The 17,378-nt window shown below is 66.5% G+C and carries 13 protein-coding genes; 6 read left to right on the top strand and 7 right to left on the bottom strand.

Annotation, left to right across the window (positions count from 1 at the left end; translation table 11 throughout):
• Positions 1–23 precede the first annotated feature (23 nt).
• The 3 genes from DB31_RS19895 to DB31_RS19905 all read left to right on the top strand — a co-directional run bounded on the left by DB31_RS19895 (position 24) and on the right by DB31_RS19905 (position 7,513).
• Positions 24–2,594, top strand: a complete 2,571-nt coding sequence (locus DB31_RS19895) for a bifunctional aminotransferase class I/II-fold pyridoxal phosphate-dependent enzyme/GNAT family N-acetyltransferase (protein WP_044190307.1) — start codon at positions 24–26, stop codon at positions 2,592–2,594.
• A gap of 54 nt (positions 2,595–2,648) precedes the next feature.
• Positions 2,649–4,661, top strand: a complete 2,013-nt coding sequence (locus DB31_RS44960; protein WP_052420115.1) for a PAS domain S-box protein — start codon at positions 2,649–2,651, stop codon at positions 4,659–4,661.
• 65 nt (positions 4,662–4,726) lie between these two features.
• On the top strand, positions 4,727–7,513 hold the full coding sequence (locus tag DB31_RS19905) for a penicillin acylase family protein (RefSeq protein ID WP_157232084.1): 2,787 nt from the start codon (positions 4,727–4,729) through the stop codon (positions 7,511–7,513).
• Between the two features lie 35 nt (positions 7,514–7,548).
• Here DB31_RS19905 and DB31_RS19910 read toward each other — a convergent pair whose 3' ends face one another.
• Genes DB31_RS19910 through DB31_RS19930 form a run of 5 tightly spaced genes read right to left on the bottom strand, consistent with a single transcriptional unit; the run spans position 7,549 to position 10,352 of the window.
• A complete protein-coding gene (locus tag DB31_RS19910) occupies positions 7,549–8,487 on the bottom strand; it encodes a serine/threonine-protein kinase (protein WP_044190313.1) in 939 nt (312 codons plus the stop codon).
• 56 nt (positions 8,488–8,543) lie between these two features.
• Positions 8,544–8,792: a hypothetical protein gene (locus DB31_RS19915; RefSeq protein WP_240486778.1), complete on the bottom strand. Its 249-nt coding sequence runs from the start codon at positions 8,790–8,792 to the stop codon at positions 8,544–8,546.
• Positions 8,789–9,283 carry a DUF3106 domain-containing protein gene (locus DB31_RS19920; protein WP_083968509.1) on the bottom strand — a complete coding sequence of 165 codons (495 nt, stop codon included), beginning with the start codon at positions 9,281–9,283 and terminating at the stop codon, positions 8,789–8,791. Before DB31_RS19920 ends, DB31_RS19915 begins: the two co-directional genes overlap by 4 nt.
• Complete coding sequence (locus DB31_RS19925) at positions 9,283–9,753, bottom strand: anti-sigma factor family protein (RefSeq protein WP_044190318.1); 471 nt, start codon at positions 9,751–9,753, stop codon at positions 9,283–9,285. Before DB31_RS19925 ends, DB31_RS19920 begins: the two co-directional genes overlap by 1 nt.
• Complete coding sequence (locus tag DB31_RS19930; RefSeq protein ID WP_420806711.1) at positions 9,750–10,352, bottom strand: RNA polymerase sigma factor; 603 nt, start codon at positions 10,350–10,352, stop codon at positions 9,750–9,752. Before DB31_RS19930 ends, DB31_RS19925 begins: the two co-directional genes overlap by 4 nt.
• A 402-nt stretch (positions 10,353–10,754) precedes the next feature.
• Here DB31_RS19930 and DB31_RS19935 point away from each other — a divergent pair, with 402 nt between their 5' ends.
• Positions 10,755–11,501, top strand: coding sequence for a hypothetical protein (locus DB31_RS19935; protein ID WP_157232085.1), 747 nt, complete (start codon positions 10,755–10,757; stop codon positions 11,499–11,501).
• Between the two features lie 132 nt (positions 11,502–11,633).
• Entirely contained in the window at positions 11,634–12,719 is a 1,086-nt protein-coding gene (recA, locus tag DB31_RS19940) for a recombinase RecA (RefSeq protein WP_044190320.1), read from the top strand.
• A 454-nt stretch (positions 12,720–13,173) separates the two neighbouring features.
• Here recA and DB31_RS19945 read toward each other — a convergent pair whose 3' ends face one another.
• Together DB31_RS19945 and DB31_RS19950 are read right to left on the bottom strand one after the other, a co-directional pair.
• Positions 13,174–13,617 carry a hypothetical protein gene (locus tag DB31_RS19945; protein WP_075306087.1) on the bottom strand — a complete coding sequence of 148 codons (444 nt, stop codon included), beginning with the start codon at positions 13,615–13,617 and terminating at the stop codon, positions 13,174–13,176.
• Between the two features lie 662 nt (positions 13,618–14,279).
• On the bottom strand, positions 14,280–15,059 hold the full coding sequence (locus DB31_RS19950; protein WP_157232086.1) for a phytanoyl-CoA dioxygenase family protein: 780 nt from the start codon (positions 15,057–15,059) through the stop codon (positions 14,280–14,282).
• 189 nt (positions 15,060–15,248) lie between these two features.
• On the opposite strand from DB31_RS19950, the gene DB31_RS19955 reads away from it, so the two are divergent.
• Positions 15,249–17,366: an alkaline phosphatase D family protein gene (locus DB31_RS19955; protein ID WP_157232087.1), complete on the top strand. Its 2,118-nt coding sequence runs from the start codon at positions 15,249–15,251 to the stop codon at positions 17,364–17,366.
• The last annotated feature ends 12 nt before the right edge of the window (positions 17,367–17,378 follow it).

The following is a 17,378-nucleotide window of genomic DNA, read 5'->3' on the forward strand; positions in this document are numbered from 1 at the left end:
CTCACCCACCCCAGGTCCCTCTCATGGAAGCTTCGGAACGCAATTCGACGGTGGACTCCATTCATCAGGAGGCCATTCAGCATGGGATCTACTTCCTCAATCCGGATGACCAGGAGCTTCACGGCCGCACCTTCAAGCTGCAGGGCCAGGAGCTGCTGTCGTTCGCCTCGTGCTCGTACCTGGGACTGGAGCAGCACCCCCAGCTCGTCGAAGGCGTGATCCATGCGGCGAAGAAGTACGGGACCCAGTTCTCGGCCACGCGTGGCTTCGTCTCAGCGCCGCCGTACGGAGAGCTGGAGGCGCTCATGTCTGAGCTGCTGGGGGGCTACGCGATCGTCTGTTCCTCCACCTCGCTGGGGCACCAGTCGGCGCTGGGCGTGCTCGCTACGGAGAAGGACGCGATCGTCCTGGATCACCAGGCCCACTACAGCATCCAGCAGGCCGTGCAGATCTGCCGCACCTCCGGTTGTCACGTGGAGATCGTGAAGCACGGCGAGCTGGAGCGCGCCCTGGAGGCCATCCAGCGGCTGGCGTCGATCCGCAAGACGGTCTGGTTCTGCGTGGACGGTGTCTACAGCATGTATGGCGACCTGGTGCCCATCGAGCTGCTGCGCGAGGCGCTGAAGATCGCTCCCAACGTGCGGCTCTACGTGGATGACGCGCACGGCATGAGCTGGGTGGGCAAGCACGGCCGGGGCAGCTTCCTCACGCGGTTTGGCTTCAACGAGCGCGTTGTGCTGGCCACCTCGCTGAACAAGGCGTTCGCGGCCGGCGGCGGATGCCTGCTGTTCGCCACGGACAAGGAGCGCCAGTACGTCCGCAAGACGGGTGGCCCGCTGTTCTTCTCGGGCCCGTTGCAGCCTCCCATGCTCGGCGCGGCCATGGCCTCCGCGCGGCTCCACCTGTCACAAGAGATCTACCAGCACCAGGAGATCCTCCAGGAGCGCATCCGACTGGCCAACCGGCTGATCCGTGAGGAGGGCCTGCCGCTGCTCGTGGAGAACGAGACGCCCATCTTCTTCCTGCGTCTGGGCCTGCCCCGGCTCGGCTTCAAGGTGGCCCGGCGGATGATGGACGAGGGCATCTACGTGACGCCCTCCGTGTACCCCACCGTGCCCATGCGCCGCGGCGGCATCCGCTTGTCTCTCACCGCGTATCACACGAACGAAGATGTGGAGCAGGTCATCAAGCGGCTGGCCGTGCACATCCCCACAGTGCTGGCGGAGGAGGGGCTCACGGTCGACAACCTGGATGACGAGTTCCGCCACGCGCTGCCGGGCAAGGGCCGGTTCGCCGCGCGCGCTCGGGCGCCACTCCAGGAGCTGATCCAGCGGCTCATCGTCGAGCAGGAGTCTCCTGAGACTGAGCTGGTGGCGACCGGCAAGCGGCCGCTGGAGTCCGCGGAGCACCTCACCGTCGAGAAATACACCTCCATCTGGCAGGTGGATAAGGAGCTGTGGAACTCGATGCTGGGCACCGTCGGCTTCATCAGCTGGGACTCGCTGATGATGCAGGAGCAGGTATTTACGGACGCCGCCGAGCCTGAGAACTGTTGGCAGTTCCTCTATGTGCTCGTCCGCGACCGAGCGGGCCGCGTCCTCGCCGCGGCGCCTTTCACGGTGGCGCTGTGCAAGGACGACATGCTCATGCGCGAAGAGGTCTCCCAGAAGGTGGAGGAGCGGCGCAAGGAGGATCCCTACTTCCTGTCCTCCAAGGCGCTGCTGCTGGGAACGCTCTTGTCCGAGGGCAACCACCTGTACCTGGACCGCTCGGGCCCCTGGCGCGCCGCGCTCACCCGGCTGCTGGAGGTGGCACGCGAGGAGTACGACAAGAACCGCTGCTCGGTGATGACGATGAGAGATCTCCCAGCGGACGACAACGAGATGGATCAGGAACTGCTCCACCACGGGCTGGTGAAGGTGCCCATGTTGGACTCCCATGTGCTCAACATCACCTGGTGGACCGAGGAGGAGTACCTGGCCACCTTGACGAAGCGGAAGCGCGAGCACCTGCGCGAGCGCATTGCTCAGTCCAAGTTCTACGAGCGGCGCGTGCACGGCGTGGGCGTGGGCGAGACACTCTCCGTGGAAGAGCTCGAGCACCTGCACTCGCTGTATTTGAACGTGGCCAAGAAGGCCATGCGTCTCAACGTGTTTCACCTGCCGCTTCAACTGCTGGCCGCCATGCACGAGTCTCCGGCCTGGGAGCTCGTTACGCTCCGGCTGGATCCGGCTCACGGAGGCCCTGCCCATGGCCGCCCGGTCGCCTTCTACGCCGGTTACAAGCAGGACGCCCACTACGGCGCCTTCCTCTGTGGGGTTGATTATGACTACGTGTATCAGCACGGCGCGTACCGCCAGATGCTGTTTCAAATCATTCGCCGTGCCATGGAGCTGGGAACAAAAACAGTTCACCTCGGAATGACCGCAAACCTGGAGAAACTCCGCTTCGGCACCGTGGCTCAGCGCACGTGTGTTTACATGCAGGCGAGAGATCACTTCAGCGGTGCGCTGCTGCGAGAGATCGCCGCCGAGGCCAGCCTGAGCAGCACCCACTCGCCTGCCAACAAGCCCGCTAACGCATCTCCCGGGTAGGGACGGTGGACAATAGGCGTGCCCTGGGGCGTAGACTGCGGGGGTCACCCGTGCATGTCCGCGCGTCCCTCGAAGCTTCCAAAACCTGAAGATCCTCACTGGACGTTCTCGGCGAACGACCTTGCGGATACTTCTCCTCTCGCCATCATCGAGTGGGACACCCATTTCCGGGTCTCGGTGTGGAGCAGGCGTGCGACGGAGCTCTTCGGGTGGAGCGAAGAGGAGGTGCGCGGTAAGCACCTGCGTGAGCTGTCCCTGGTCCACAAGGACGACGAGGCGCGCGTCTGGGAGGTGATGGACCGGTTCTGCGCTGGGGAGATGCCGTGGGTCTCCCTTCAGTTCAGGACGTCCCGCAGGGACGGCTTCGTGACTCACTGTGTGTGGTACTGCACCGCGATACGTGATCCTTCGGGCAAGTTGGCCTGCATCCTGACTCAAGTCCTGGATGTCACGGGACGTGAGCAGGCGCTGGCTCAGCTCGAGGAGAGCGAGCGGCGCTTCAAGGCCACGTTCGAGCAGGCCGCCGTGGGCATCGCGCACGTGAGCGTGAGCGGCCAGGTGATGCGCGCCAACTCGCGGCTGGGGGAGATCTGGGGTTACACCATCCAGGAGGTGGTGGAGCACGGCTTCGCGGATCTGACCCACCCGGAGGACATGGGGCCCGATCTGGATCTGGCCATGCAGGTGCTCGACGGCGTCATCCCCCGGTACTCGCTGGAGAAGCGTTTCAAGCACAAGCAGGGGTTTCTCATCTGGTGCGCGCTCACCGTGTCGCTGGTGCGCAAGCCCGATGGCATGCCCGACTACTTCATCGCGGTGATCGAGGACATCTCCCGGCGCCGCCGCGCCGAGGAGGAGCGTGATGCGCTGCTGTCGCGCGAGCAGCAGGCGCGCACCGAAGCCGAGGAGATGGTGCGGCACCGCTCCACCGAACTCGAGGCGGCCCGGAGCGCGCTGGTGCAGGCCGAGCGGCTTGCCACCGCCGGCCAGCTGGCGGCGGGCGTAGGCCACGAGATCAACAACCCGCTGTCCTATGTGCTGGCGAACCAGACGTTCGCCATCGAGGAGCTGTTGCGGGTGAAGGTGCCCACGCCGGGCGTGGACATGGAGGAAGTGCAGCGGGCGCTGATGCAGGCCCAGCTGGGGGCCGAGCGCATCCGGGACATCGTTAGGGATCTGCGCACCTTCGCTCGCGGAGATCCGGACACGCTGGGGCCGGTGGACATCCAGGCGACGCTCGAGTTCTCCATGTCGATGGCGGCGCCTCAGCTGCGGCAGCGGGCCCGGCTGGTGCGCAAGTATGAGGCCACGCCCTACGCGCAGGGCAACGAGTCGCGGCTGGGCCAGGTCTTCCTCAACCTCCTGGTCAACGCCGCGCAGGCCATCCCCGAGGGGCAGGTGGCCAACAACGAGGTGACGGTCGCCGTGTACGAGACGGCGGAGGGATGGGTCACCGTCGAGGTGAGCGACACCGGCAGCGGCATCGCCGCTGAGCACTTGCCGCGCATCTTCGAGCCGTTCTTCACCACCAAGCCCGTGGGCGTGGGCACGGGGCTGGGGCTCTCGGTGTGCCACGGCATCATCACGGGGCTGGGCGGCACCATCGAGGTGGAGAGCAAGCTGGGCAAGGGGACCACGTTCCGGGTCCTTCTGCGCTCTGCCTCGCAGTTCGAGGAGGATGTGCCCACGCTGGCTCCCTCGCTGCCGACCGTCATCCCGCGGCGCGTGCTGGTCATCGACGACGATCCCGAGGTCCGCCAAGCGCTCGCTCGCATCATTGGCGCGCCGCATCAGGTGGAGCTGGCGGAGACGGCTCGCACTGCCCAGCACTGGCTGCTGGTGAAGCAGGAAGATTACGACATCATCTTCTGTGACTTGATGATGCCCGACATCACCGGCATGGATCTGCATGACTCCATCGCGGCGCAGCGCCCGGAGGTGCTGTCCAAGATGGTGTTCATGACGGCCGGTGCGTTCACGCCGCGCGCTGCGTCATTCATGGAGAGGGTGGCCGCGCGGCGCATCGACAAGCCGTTCGATCCCGCCAAGGTCCGCGCGCTGCTGTAGCGGCAGGGCGTAGCGCCTCTCGGTCCCGTGCTAGCTTCGCGCCCCCTTTGACCGTGGAGGCTCTCGTGCGTCGCTCGCCGTTGCTCGCTGCATTGGGTGTGATGGGGCTCGTCTGGCTGGGAGGCGCGAGCGGTTGCAGCTCGGGAGACTCGCCCACGCCGCAGCCTCCCGTGGAGCCTCCCCAGGCATCTGGAGAGAAGCTGGCGGGGCTCGAGGGGCCGGTGGAGGTCGTGGTGGATGACCGTGGGATGCCACACATCTATGCGTCGTCGCTGCATGACGCCGCGCTCGTGCAGGGCTACCTGATGGCGCGCGACCGGTTCCCGCAGATGGAGTTTCTCAAGCGGAATGTGACGGGGCGGCTGGCCGAGTTCCTCGGCTCGCTGTCCTCCACGTCGGTGGAGAATGACGTCAGCGCCCGGGTGATTGGCTTCAAGCGGGTGGCGGATCGCGTCTATGCGTCGCTGCCCGTGGGCTCTCCGGAGAAGGCCGCGCTGGATGGCTTCGCTGCGGGCGTCAACGTGTACCTCGGCGAGCTGCGCACCGGAAAGGCGAAGCTGTCTTCGGGCGCGGAGCTGCTCGGGTTCCTGCTGTCCAACCCCGCGGCGTTCACGGATTGGACGCCGCAGGACTCGGTCGCGATCGGGCGGTACCTGTCTTACTCGCTGTCGTACGAGGCGGAGCAGGATGTGGCGCTGACGAAGGCGCGCGGGGCTGCTGCTGCGGCGTTCCCGGCGGGCAACCCGCGCGCGGGTCTCTTCCGTGACTTCTGGTCGTTCGCCCCGTCGCGCGATGTGTTCACGCGCGAGGGCCAGTCGAACGGTGGGCCTGCTCCGAAGCGCAGCCTGAGCCAGACGCGGCTGCCGGACGTGGAGCTGCTCTCCCAGGCGCAGGGGTTCCTCGATGGGGCCCGGCGGCTGCGGGAGGTGTTCGGTGATGACAACCGTGGCTCGAACAACTGGGTGGTGTCCGGGGCGAAGACGGCCTCGGGAGCGCCGCTGCTGGCGAATGACCCGCACCTGTCGCTGCCGAGCCCTCCGCTCTTCTGGTACTCGCACCTGAACACGAAGCGGGCGGGAGGGAACCTGGATGCGCAGGGCATCTCGCTGGTCGGCGTGCCCGGCATCCTCCTGGGGTTCAATGATCGCATCGCGTGGGGCTCCACGACGGCGAAACACGATGTGACGGACGTGTACGAGGAGACCATCACTGCGGGCCAGAGTGGGGCTCCGGACACGGTGCTCTTCAAGGGCCAGCAGGTGCCCATCGAGATCATCACCGAGACCATCAAGGTCGCGGGCAAGCCCAATGTGGTGCTCAAGCTGGAGAACGTCCCGCACCACGGTGTCGTCATCCCCACGATTCAGAACGGCGCGGTGGTGCCTCGGACCGCGAGCAAGGCGTTCTCCGTGCGGTGGACGGGCAACGAGGTGTCGAACGAGTTCGGTGCGTTCCTCGGGCTGAACGTCGCGGCGAACCTGGCGGAGGCGCAGGAGGCGCTGACGAAGTTCAAAGTCGGCGCCCAGAGCTTCGTGGTGACGACGCGCGAGGGGGACATCTTCTGGTCCACGCAGTCCCGGCTGCCAGTGCGCGATCCTCGGGCGCTGACGTATGACCCGGTGACCCAGACGGGGCTGTCGCCCGCGATGGTGCTGCCAGGGGATGGCAGCTGTGAGTGGATCGGCGACGAGGAGAGCCGCTTCCTGCCGCAGGACCTGAACCCCTCCAAGGGCTTCATCGCCACGGCCAACAACGACCTGATCGGCACGACGCGTGACGGCAACCCGTTCAACGATGCGCACTACATCGGGTGGGACTACGACATCGGCCACCGGATCGCCCGCATTACGGAGCGGCTCCAGGCGCTCGTGGACAAGGGTGGCGTGAAGCCCGAGGACATGATGGTGCTCCAGGGCGATCACCGCTCGCCACTGGGCGCGCTGTTGGCGCCGAAGTTCGTGGCTGCGGCGCGGCGAGTGCAGGAGGAGCGGCGGCAGCCGGGCACGTACCCTGATCTCTCAGGCCTGGTGCAGCGGGTCTCCGCGGCGGATCTGGAGCTGCTCGTGCAGGTGGCGGGCCGGCTGGAGGCATGGTCGTTCGAGACGCCTCCTGGGGTGGACATCGGGGACGGCGCACCGTCCGCCTCGGAGGTATCCGACTCCATCGCGGCCTCGATCTTCAACGCGTCGATGGTGCGGCTGGTGAAGCTCGCTTTTGATGACGAACTCACCGCCATGGGGCAGAGCCCGGGCACCAAGAGCCTGGGGCGGCTGGTGCAGTTCGCCATGCTGGAGCCCACCCGGCTCGCGACGTACAGCGCCGCCAAGGGGGACACCGTGCTGTGGGACAACCTCACGACGGCGGAGGTGGAGACTCGGGACGAGCGCATCGCCGCCGCGATGCTGCAGGGAGCGCTCTACCTGCGGGAGCGGCTCGGGACGGACATGGCGCAGTGGCAGTGGGGCAAGCTGCACACGCTGACCCTGGTGTCCCTGGTGCCTCCTACGAGCGGAGAGAGCCCGGTGACGCTCCCCGCGCCCGGCAACGCGAAGTTCCCGGTGGGTTTCCCGCGTCCCGGTGACAACTTCGGAGTGGATGCCTCGAACTCCGGGCTGACGAACCCGGAGAAGTTCTCCTACGAGAACGGTCCGGTGCAGCGGCTGGTGGTGGAGATGACGCCCTCGGGGCCTCGCGCCTGGAACGCGCTGCCAGGTGGGCAGGCCTTCGATCCGAAGAGCCCGCACCACGCGGACGAGGCGGAGCATTGGCGCCGGAACAAGGCGCCGCCTCTGTACTTCACCGATGCGGACGTGAACGCGCACAAGGCATCGAGCGCCGCCTACGAGCCGTGAGACCCGCGGCGGGGGCCCAGTCGTGGGCCCCCGTGCTACAGGCCGGCGTAGCTCAGGGTCTTGAGCAGCCAGGACTTCACGTTCTCTCGCGAGGGGCTGTTGCCTGAGTCCAGCGTCCAGGTGAGGAGCGCGCCGGCGAACTCGCCAGCCGTGCGGTAGCGGCTGTCCAGGTCCGGCGTGAGCGCCTTGCGGATGATCTGTCCCAGCCCTTTGTCCACTGTGTCCGGCAGGCTCACCTTTGCCGCGCGGATGGCCTCCATCACCACCTCGTCGTCCGTCTCGTTGCGGAGGAACGGGTGGGTGCCCACCACCAGCTCGTGCAGCACGATGCCCAGGGAGAACAGGTCCGACGCGGGCGTGAGGGACTCGCCCAGCGTCTGCTCGGGCGAGAGGTAGTGCAGCTTCCCGGCGGCGACGCCGTCCTGGGGGCCGATGTTCGCCGCGCTCCCCTTGGCCACCCCGAAGTCGCCCAGCTTCACGTCCGCTTCGCCCGAGAAGAAGATGTTCGACGGGTTCACGTCCCCGTGCACCAGCTCCAGGGGCCGGCCACTGCGCGTGCGCAGTTGGTGGAAGTAGGACAGCGCCCGGAGCACCTCGATGCAGACGTGGACGGCGATGCCCACGGGGATGCGCCGCTTCAGCGTCTCGTGGGCATCCATCAGCCGCTTGAGGTCCCCGCCGTCGAGGAACTCCATGGCGATGTAGGGCCGCCCGAAGGCCTCTCCGGACTCCAGCATGCGCACGAGGTTGGGGTGGTCCAGCAGCCCCATCAAGTCCACCTCGTCCGCGAAGGCCTCGAGGGGTACTCCCTTGCGCATCAGCTTCAGGGCCACCGAGAACTTGTCACCCCGGGGCGGAATGGCGTCCGCGAGGAACACCTCGGCCATCCCGCCCTCGCCCACGCGCGAGCGGATGATGTAGCGGCCGTAGCGCCGCGAGGGGAACTCCACGGTTCTGGCGGACCCGACTTCCACGGTCCCAGTCTACGCCACGACCCGTGCAAGGCCACAACCCACCGCAGCCCGAGGGCTCAGTTCTCCTCTTCCTTGGAGAGCTCCAGGAGCAGGTCCAGGTCCTCCGCTGTGTCCATGCTCTCGAGCAGCTCGAGGTTCTCCACCACCTCCCGGTCCTCCGCCGAGAGCTTGGGCTCGGCGGGCTTGGCCTTGGACGGCTCGGAGGTCCGCGGGGGAGGAGGGGGCGACGAAGGTTGCGGTTCCGCCGCCGAGGCCGTGCCGGCATAGAGGCCAGAGGCCAGCAGGATGACGAGGAAGCGGCTCACCGGCGCCGCCTCTCACGCATGCGCTCGCGCAGGTCCTGGCGCTGCTCGGGCGTCATCTGCCTCCAGCGCCGCATGTTCTCCATCATCTGCTCGCGGCGCTCCGGGTGCGCGCGCAGGTACTCGCGCATGCGCTTGCGCAGCTCCGCCTTGCGCTCCGGGTCCATGTTGCGGAACTCGCGGAAGCGCTCGCGCAGCAGCTGGCGCTCCTCCGGGCTCAGCCGCTGGAACTCCCGCAGGTTGGCGCGGATGCGCTCGCGCTCCTCGGGCGGCAGCTTCCGGAAGCGCTCCAGGTTGCCGCGGATGCGCTCCTGCTCCTCCTTGGGCAGCGCCTTGAACTCGCGCAGCTTGGCGCGCAGCGCTTCCTTCTGCTCCGGCGAGAGCTTCTCGAAGCGCTCGGCCGCCGTCTGGCCCCGGGCGGAGTCCTGCGCCCGAGAGGGCACTCCGAGCAGCAGTGCCACCACCACGCCGATGATCGCCAGGTTGCGTCCCATCACTGCACCTCCAGCTCGTGGAGGTTTTCGATGACCTCCAGGTCCTCGGAGCTGTCCAGGCCGACGATGTCGTAGTCCTCGACCAACTCCAGGTTGGCTGCGAGCTCCAGCGTGCCCGCGTCCGTCACATCCACGCTCTGCGTCTCCTGGCCGGTGACGAGGACGGCCACGCCCATCGCCGCCGCCAGCCCCAGCGAGGGCACCAGCACCGAGGGCCTCAGCAGCGCCTTCAACCGCTCCCGCAGCGGCAGCGGCAGTGCGTCCACCTTGGCCAGCACCGCCCGGCGCGTGTCGGGCGAGGGCTTGAACTCCGGCAGCGCGGGCAGGCTCGTCAGGGTCCGGCGCAGCAGTGCCTCGGTCTGGCGGCACTCCGCGCACGTGCCCAGGTGCGTCTCCACCTCAGCCCGGCGTGCCGGGGGCAGTTCCCCGTCGACATAGGCCGTCAGGTCTTCTTCAAACATACAGCTCATGCCCTGCTCCTCGCGGGCAAGGTGCCCGCCTGCAACTCTTCAATCTTCTTCGCCACCGCCAGCGTGGCCCGGTGGATGAGGCTCTTCACCGCCGCCTCGCTCGCCTCGAGTGCCTCCGCGATGTCCCGGTACGCCATGCCCTCGAAGCGGCACATGGTGAAGGCCGCCCGCTCCCGCTCGCTCATTCCCTTGAGGGCCTCGCCCACGGCCCGCTCCAGCTCCCGCCCCGCCACCGCCTCGTCCGGCCGATCGCCTTCGGGCGCCGCGACGTCTACGCCGCCTTCCTCGGCGTCCTCCTGGGGCGAGGTGGGGGTGTGAGACACTCGATACTCTCCGCGCCGCACTTCGTTGAGGCAGTGGTTGGTGGCCACCCGGAACAGGAACGTCTTGAACTGCGCCGTGGGCTTGTAGGCCTTCGCGTTCCGGTACAGCTTCACGAAGATGTCCTGCGTCAGCTCTTCCGCCCGTGCTGGATCCCCCACGAAGCGGAAGGCAAACCGCGCCACGCTGGCGTGGTAGCGGTCGAACAGCAGGGCAAACGCCTTCCGGTCGCCCGCTGCCACCCGCTGCATGATGTGTGCGTCCGATTCCGGCTCCACGAAATTCATCAACCCAGGGGCCTTAAAGAAGTTGCGGGCCCTCATGCGCTTTGAACCGCAGGGGCACTCCTGGGTACAGTTTTCGGCGTGGCGACCATGTCCGGCATACGTCCCCCCACCTTGGGGGAAGCATCCAGCGCCTCGGAAGGCGAGGGAGGCCAGGATCTTCCGATCGCGGATGTGGCGGACTGGGGACATTCCGTCCCCGAGGCCCCTCTTGAGCGGCCCGTTCCTCCCGCGCCGCCCCGGTCCATCGAGCTGGAAATCCAGGCAGTCGAGCCCGAGCTCCCAGCTGCTCGAGCCCAGGCCAGCATTCCCTCGGCCGTGCTCCCGGTAGACGAGCACCCCGTGGTCTTGGCCCCTGAGCTGGAGCCACAGGCTCCCCCTCTGAGTTCGTGGGTGATGAGGGACGCGTTCCTAGAGGTGGGGAACGATGGCCCCACCATCCAGGATGATCCGGCGCAGATCACCGTTCATCCCAGTACGCCGTCGCTGCCCGGGACGAAGACGCCGCCTCCGGAGACGCCGCTGCCGGTGCTGTTGCTGGTGGACCAGGCCCGGAGCGCGGAGGGGCCGGAGCGGCAGGAACTCTCGCGGCGCATCAACCGTTGGTTGGACGAGATGGTGCGAGAGGGAGGCTCACGGCACGTGGCGGACTGGTTCCACCACCTTATTGAGAGCGGACGGCTGGAGGGGCTGGCGGACGCTGCGGGCCACGCCTGCCACGAGACGGCGGTGCGGGGGCTGCTGGCCATGGGCTTTCCGTACGCGCTGGAGGTTCGCCCCGAGGACCTGGAGCGCATCCAGCCGCGGAAGCATCAACTGCGGACCCGGAAGAGAGACCGGGATTTCAAGGCTGGGGCGGCGGGCGTCATGGTGGGAGGGGCCCTGACGGAGATGGTGCTGAACCTGCTGCGTTTCCAGCCGGCGACGGGGCTCCTCACGGTGGAGGTAGGCTTGGCGCTGATGGCCACGGCGGCCTTGCTGCTCAGCAAGCCTCGTTCGCCGCTGCGGAACATGGGGCTGGCGGTGCTGCTGGTGGTGTCGGGGCTGTCTCTTTCCCTAAGTCTTCTGGGGGGTTATGCAGGGCTGGTGTCCGGGCTGGCGGGGCTGGTGGCCACTCTCCTGTTTGCTCTCCATCGGAGCTGAGGAGCCGGGACAACATGGGTGTGTCAGAGGGGTGGACTACGGTCTACCCGTCGCGTAGTAATAGGCCTCGCGTTCTGAACGCGGGTTCAGGTGGGCCGGGGTGGCTCACCGCATACGACTGGAGGAGTAGAGATGGCTGTGAATCAGGAGAAGGAGAAGGCGATCGAGTTGGCGATGACGGCGGTCGAGCGCCAGTTCGGTAAGGGCTCGATCATGCGGCTCGGCAACGACGATCCGCTGGTCAAGGACATTCAGGCCATTTCGACGGGCTCGATCTCGCTCGACATCGCGTTGGGCGTGGGCGGTGTGCCGAAGGGGCGCATCGTGGAGATCTTCGGGCCGGAGTCCTCCGGTAAGACGACGCTGTGTCTCCACATCGTCGCCGAGGCGCAGAAGCGCGGCGGCATCTGCGGCTACATCGACGCGGAGCACGCGTTGGACGTGGGCTACGCGCGCAAGCTCGGTGTGCGCACGGATGACTTGCTCTTGAGCCAGCCGGACACGGGCGAACAGGGCCTGGAGATCGCGGAGATGCTGGTGCGCTCGGGAGCCATCGACGTGCTGGTGGTGGACTCGGTGGCGGCGCTGGTGCCGAAGGCCGAGCTCGAGGGGGAGATGGGCGATGCGCACATGGGCGTGCAGGCGCGACTGATGAGCCAGGCGCTGCGCAAGCTCACGGGCACCATCTCCAAGAGCCAGACGTGCGTCATCTTCATCAACCAGATCCGCATGAAGATCGGCGTGATGTTCGGCAACCCGGAGACGACGACGGGCGGTAACGCGCTGAAGTTCTACGCGTCCCAGCGCCTGGACATCCGGCGCATCGGAGCCATCAAGAACGGCGAGAACGTGGTGGGCAGCCGCACGCGCGTGAAGGTGGTGAAGAACAAGGTGGCGCCTCCTTTCAAGGAGGTGGAGTTCGACATCATGTACGGCACGGGCATCTCGCGAGAGGGGGACCTCATCGACCTGGCGTCCAACGATGGCATCATCGAGAAGAGCGGTAGCTGGTTCGCCTTCAAGGGTGAGCGCATCGGCCAGGGCCGGGAGAACGCGAAGGACTACCTGCGCGAGCACCCGGACACGTACAAGGAGATCGAGGCGTTGGTGCTGGAGAAGTACGGCGTAACGAAGGGGCCGGCTGCTGCTGCTGCTCCGGCTGAGCCGGAGTCCTCGGGCGAGCCGGAGAAGCGCCCGCGCGTGAAGGCCGTGAAGTAGGCCTGAGCCCGTTCCGCTGAAGGAAGTGACAGGGGCTGCTCGCCGCGAGGTGGGCAGCCCCTGGTTTTTTCCCAGGCTGGGACGTGGAACACCCCTCCGTACGGGTGGCCTCCTGGTACGGTGCCAGGAGCCTTGGGAGGAACGGATACGTGAGGGGTGTGCGCTGGATGTGGCTGTGTCTGCTGCCGCTGGTGGCCCTGGGCGGTACTGGAGAGACTCCTCGGACCGAGCAGAAGCCGCAGCCGGTGAAGTTCAACTACCTATAAGGAGTCCGGCTGTAATCCGGTGAAAGAGCTGAAGTGCCTCTGCGTGGGGGACCCTGGCCCTGCGGCGGCAGCGCTCGAAGAGATTGGCTTGGAGCGGAGCGTGGTCCAGACGAGCGGATCGCCGTGCATCAAGGGGGACTTCGATTCTGGGGGGCAGCCAAACAGGGAGGCGACGGCGCGTGGCTGGATCAGTGCACCGCAAGAATGCGGCCCTGCCCATCAACGGCATACTCTGCTCCCGCATCCATGATGGTGGAGTCGTCAAGGCCACAGCGGGCGAGGATGGGCGAGAACTGGATGAAGAAGAGGTCGTCCGTGGCCCGGAGAATGGAGATGTCATAGGTCTCCCAGCGGGAGAGGCACCTGGCGACAGGTGGATTCTCCCCTTTGAGACTTCTGCCCGGTGGCAGGAAGTCGTTCATGGCCACCGCGAGCGCCCGGGTCGCGGCTCCTTCCGTGCGGACGCTGCCGTCGTACGAATCCGGGAACCGCACCGGCTCGGACAGCGCGGTGGGCACCCTGACGGCCTGCTCGTATTTGTAATATCCAAAATACGAGCAGTGGGTCATGAAGAGGGAACAGCAGACAAGGAGCGCGGTGGGCCGAGCCTTGGGGGTGTGCTTACGCGTCATGGTATCCATTCCTCCCCCTCAAACAGGTGAACGTCTCCGTCGTCCTCGGCTTTGCCAATGGGAAACCATTGGCCCTCCCTGAGTGCAGAGACTACCCGCGTTGCATTGTTGTAGTCGTAAGCCATGCAGGACCCTGTTCTGCCCCGGAAGAAGACCATGAGCTGGCGATCCCATACCTGTCCCGTCACAGGGTCCGCGAACCGGACGGGGAACCAGTGGGCTCTGACGCTGGTGTCTCTTCGGGAGAATGCGCGGGGGTAGGGATGCGTATGGGCGCCACCGAGTCGGAGAGGTAGCTGAGGAAGAACCCGCCATCTTGATGCGAGAAATAATGTAGCGCGCAGTACTCGAAGCCGTACGCGCCGCTGGAGGCACCGGCCTGACTCGTCATCAATTCGCATGCGCTCGTGGCCAGGTTCTCCAGCGTGCGAAAGGGACCGGCCAGAGGGCCGTATACCTCCAAGCGCCCATCCGGAAGCCTGTGTACCCTCACGTTCGGATTGGAGGCGCCGCATCCCAACATCGCACTCAGCACCCACAGTGCTCTTGTTCTGTACATCCTCGCAAACATGCCGTCCCCCAATGTTCGTCACGGTGCCCGAGGTGAGTGCCGAGAGAGCATGAAGGCCCCTCCTGTGGGCAGGCTCCTGCCTGGACGGACGTTACCTCCCGAGCCCCCGGAGGATGGCGAGTTCGACGGGGGAATAGGCTCCATCATCGCGATGGAGCTGGAGCGGTTGGGCGGGATGGAGCGGTGGCTGGGCCATGAAGCGCGGCTGGGTGCCGCGGTGTGGCTGAGCCGCGTGGACCAGGAAGGGATGGCAGAGGAAGACCGTGCCAGCTTCACCCTGGGCGAGCGCGACGGGACGGCTCGCTGTCGTGTCGAGCCTCTGCGCCATCTCGATAAATGACAAGCCCGCATCGCCCTCCGGTTCGAGGAGCCGGGCCACATCCAGGTGGGAGCCGACTCGGAGGCGCGTCGGCGCGTCGTCCTGGCCCACGTCCGAGAACAGGAAGAGCATCAGCAGGGCACGGCCTCGCGAGGCTACATTCACCCGCCAGGAGAAGAACGAGTTCGGGTCTTCTCCCGGGAAGCTGGCGTCGATGTGCCACCCGTCATCTCCTGGAGCATCCGGGCTCGGGAAGCGGATGGGGAACGTGCCGACATCAGCGCGAGGCAACCAGCGCCCCGGTCCCACCAGCTGATCGAAGGCCGCATGAAGCCGAGGGGTATTCACCGCGCGGCGGAACGGCTCCTGTCCCAGGTAGCCCAGGCGGACGACGGCTTGAGTCCACGTGGCCGGATTGCCCGGGTCGCATCCCGTGCCGCGCCAGAGGAACTCACGGCATTCGTCCGCCAACTCTCGAGGGAAGGCGTGCTCGAGGCGGATGTAGCCCTGTTCGATGAACTGATCGATCTCCGCAGGTGAGAGTTCCGCCATGGCGTGCACCCTAGTCATTCAGTTCCTCCGCTGACGACAAGCAACACTCCTTGTGACGTTCCTCCACCGCGAATCTCAGGCGCGCTGCGTCATGAGCTCTTTGAAGGATGGTTGCCCGAGCCGCGGAGATCCACCGTAGACTTCGCGCCCGCCGCAGGCCCGCAGGCCCGGCTTATTTGGAGGGGTCCTTTGTCCCAGAAACTGCACCGTCGCACCATCCTGCAGTCCATCGTCGCGGTCGCGGCGACGACTGCGTTCGGATGCAGCGAAGAAGAGACGACCGAGCAGCAGGCAGCGCAGTCTCGCGCCTATTTCCCTCAGTCCGTGGCCTCCGGTGATCCGCGCCCCGACAGCGTGGTGCTGTGGACGCGCGCCGTGGATGAGGAGCATGGCGGAGACGTCACCCTGTCGCTCGAGGTCTCCACCGAGGAGAGCTTCGGCACGCTGATCGCCAACCCCAAGGGTCTCCAGGCGCAGGTCGCGCACGACAACGCCCTCAAGGTGAAGGTGACGAACCTGTCGCCGCGCACCACCTACTACTACCGCTTTGTCTACGAGCACGACGGCGAGCGCTTCGTCTCCCCCGTGGGCCGCACCAAGACCGCCCCCGCGCCGGGTGACGCTGTCCCCGTGAAGTTCGTCGTCGGCAACTGCCAGGACTACGTCGGCCGCTACTACAACGCATGGCAGCGCTTGCTGCAGCTGAACGCGGACGTGGATGCCATCATCTTCCTCGGCGACTACATCTACGAGACCACCGGCGACCCGGCCTTCCAGTCCTCCAACACCACGCGCGGCGTCACCTTCAGCAAGCCCGAGGAGGCGCTCGTCCAGAAGAACGGCGTCTTCCAGTACTACGCCGCTCAGTCGCTCTCCAACTACCGCGACATCTACAAGACCCTGCGCACGGACCCCCTCATCCAGAAGGTCCACGAGCGCTACCCCTTCATCAACGTCTGGGACGACCACGAGTTCTCGGATGACTGCTGGGGCTCGAACGCCACCTACGAGGACGGCCGCCGCTCCGAGAAGCAGGATGACCGCCGCCGCAACGCCGAGCAGGCCTTCTTCGAGTTCCTGCCCATCGACACCGCGGGCACCGCCGGCGAGGGCTCCATCAACGTGGACTCCGAGCCCAAGTACCCGGACACCCGCATCTACCGGGACTTCGAGTTCGGCAAGCACGTGAAGCTCATCGTCACCGACTACCGTACCTACCGACCCGACCACCTCATCCCCGAGGACGGCTATCCGGGCACCGTGGTCATGGACGAGGCGGTACTGACGGCGATCGGCGCGGCTCCGGCCTTCGCGAGCGACTTGTTCGCGTACGTGGACGTGGATGCCGCGGAGCTGGCCGCTGTGAAGGGAGCCCTCTCGCAGGCGTATGTGGCCCAAGCCATGAAGGCCGGGCTGACTCAGGCGGAGGCCACGGCCAAGGCAGGCACCTGGGTGAAGGGCAAGCTCGCGCTCGCCTACGTCAACCAGACCCTGGCCGCCCTCGGCCAGGCGCCCATCTCCGCCGCGGGCAAGCCGCGCGGTCTGGCCTACGTCCATATGGGCAAGGTGGATCTCTTCAACATTCGCGGCTCGCGCTACGTGGTGGTGAAGGACACCTTCGATCTCTACGCGGGGTATCGCTACCTCTCCTCCGGGAAGGCCAGCGAGAACGTGTGGGGCGCCACCCAGGAGGACTGGTTCAATCAGCAGGTGCAGGCCACGAACACCTGGAAGGTGGTCGTCAGCTCCGTGTCCTTCACCTCGCTGGTGTGGGACCTGCGCCAGAAGGCGGACATCCCTGATTCGACGCTGCGCCAGCGCTTCTACTTCAACGTGGATCAGTGGGATGGTTTCCCCACCAAGCGCAAGGAGCTGCTGAGCACCCTGAAGGCCAAGAACGTCAACGCGCTGGTGCTGTCCGGCGACATCCACGCCTCGTACGCGTCGGTGGAGGAGGGCATCCCCATGTTGACCGGTCCGGCCATCTCCTCCGGCACGGTGCAGGAACTGGCCGGCAATGCCGTGCTCGGCGCTGGCTACTACTCGGGCAGCGCCATCTACAAGTACGTGGTCGCCCAACTGGATGCCACCCTGAAGGCGGGCAACGACAAGCTCGTCTTCTCCAACTCGACGCAGCACGGCTTCCTCATGGTGGAGGTGCAGGCGGATCAGGCCGTGGCCACCTACCACCTGATCCCCAGCAGCGAGATCGACAAGGACTACTCGCAGCGGACGCCCGACGAGCTGCAGCGGAAGTTCACCACCCAGTCCCTCCGCGTCCAGAACGGCGCCATTACCGCCGCGTAGGGTTGTTCCAGC

This window comes from Hyalangium minutum (assembly GCF_000737315.1).
In the GTDB taxonomy this organism is placed as follows: Bacteria; Myxococcota; Myxococcia; order Myxococcales; family Myxococcaceae; genus Hyalangium; species Hyalangium minutum.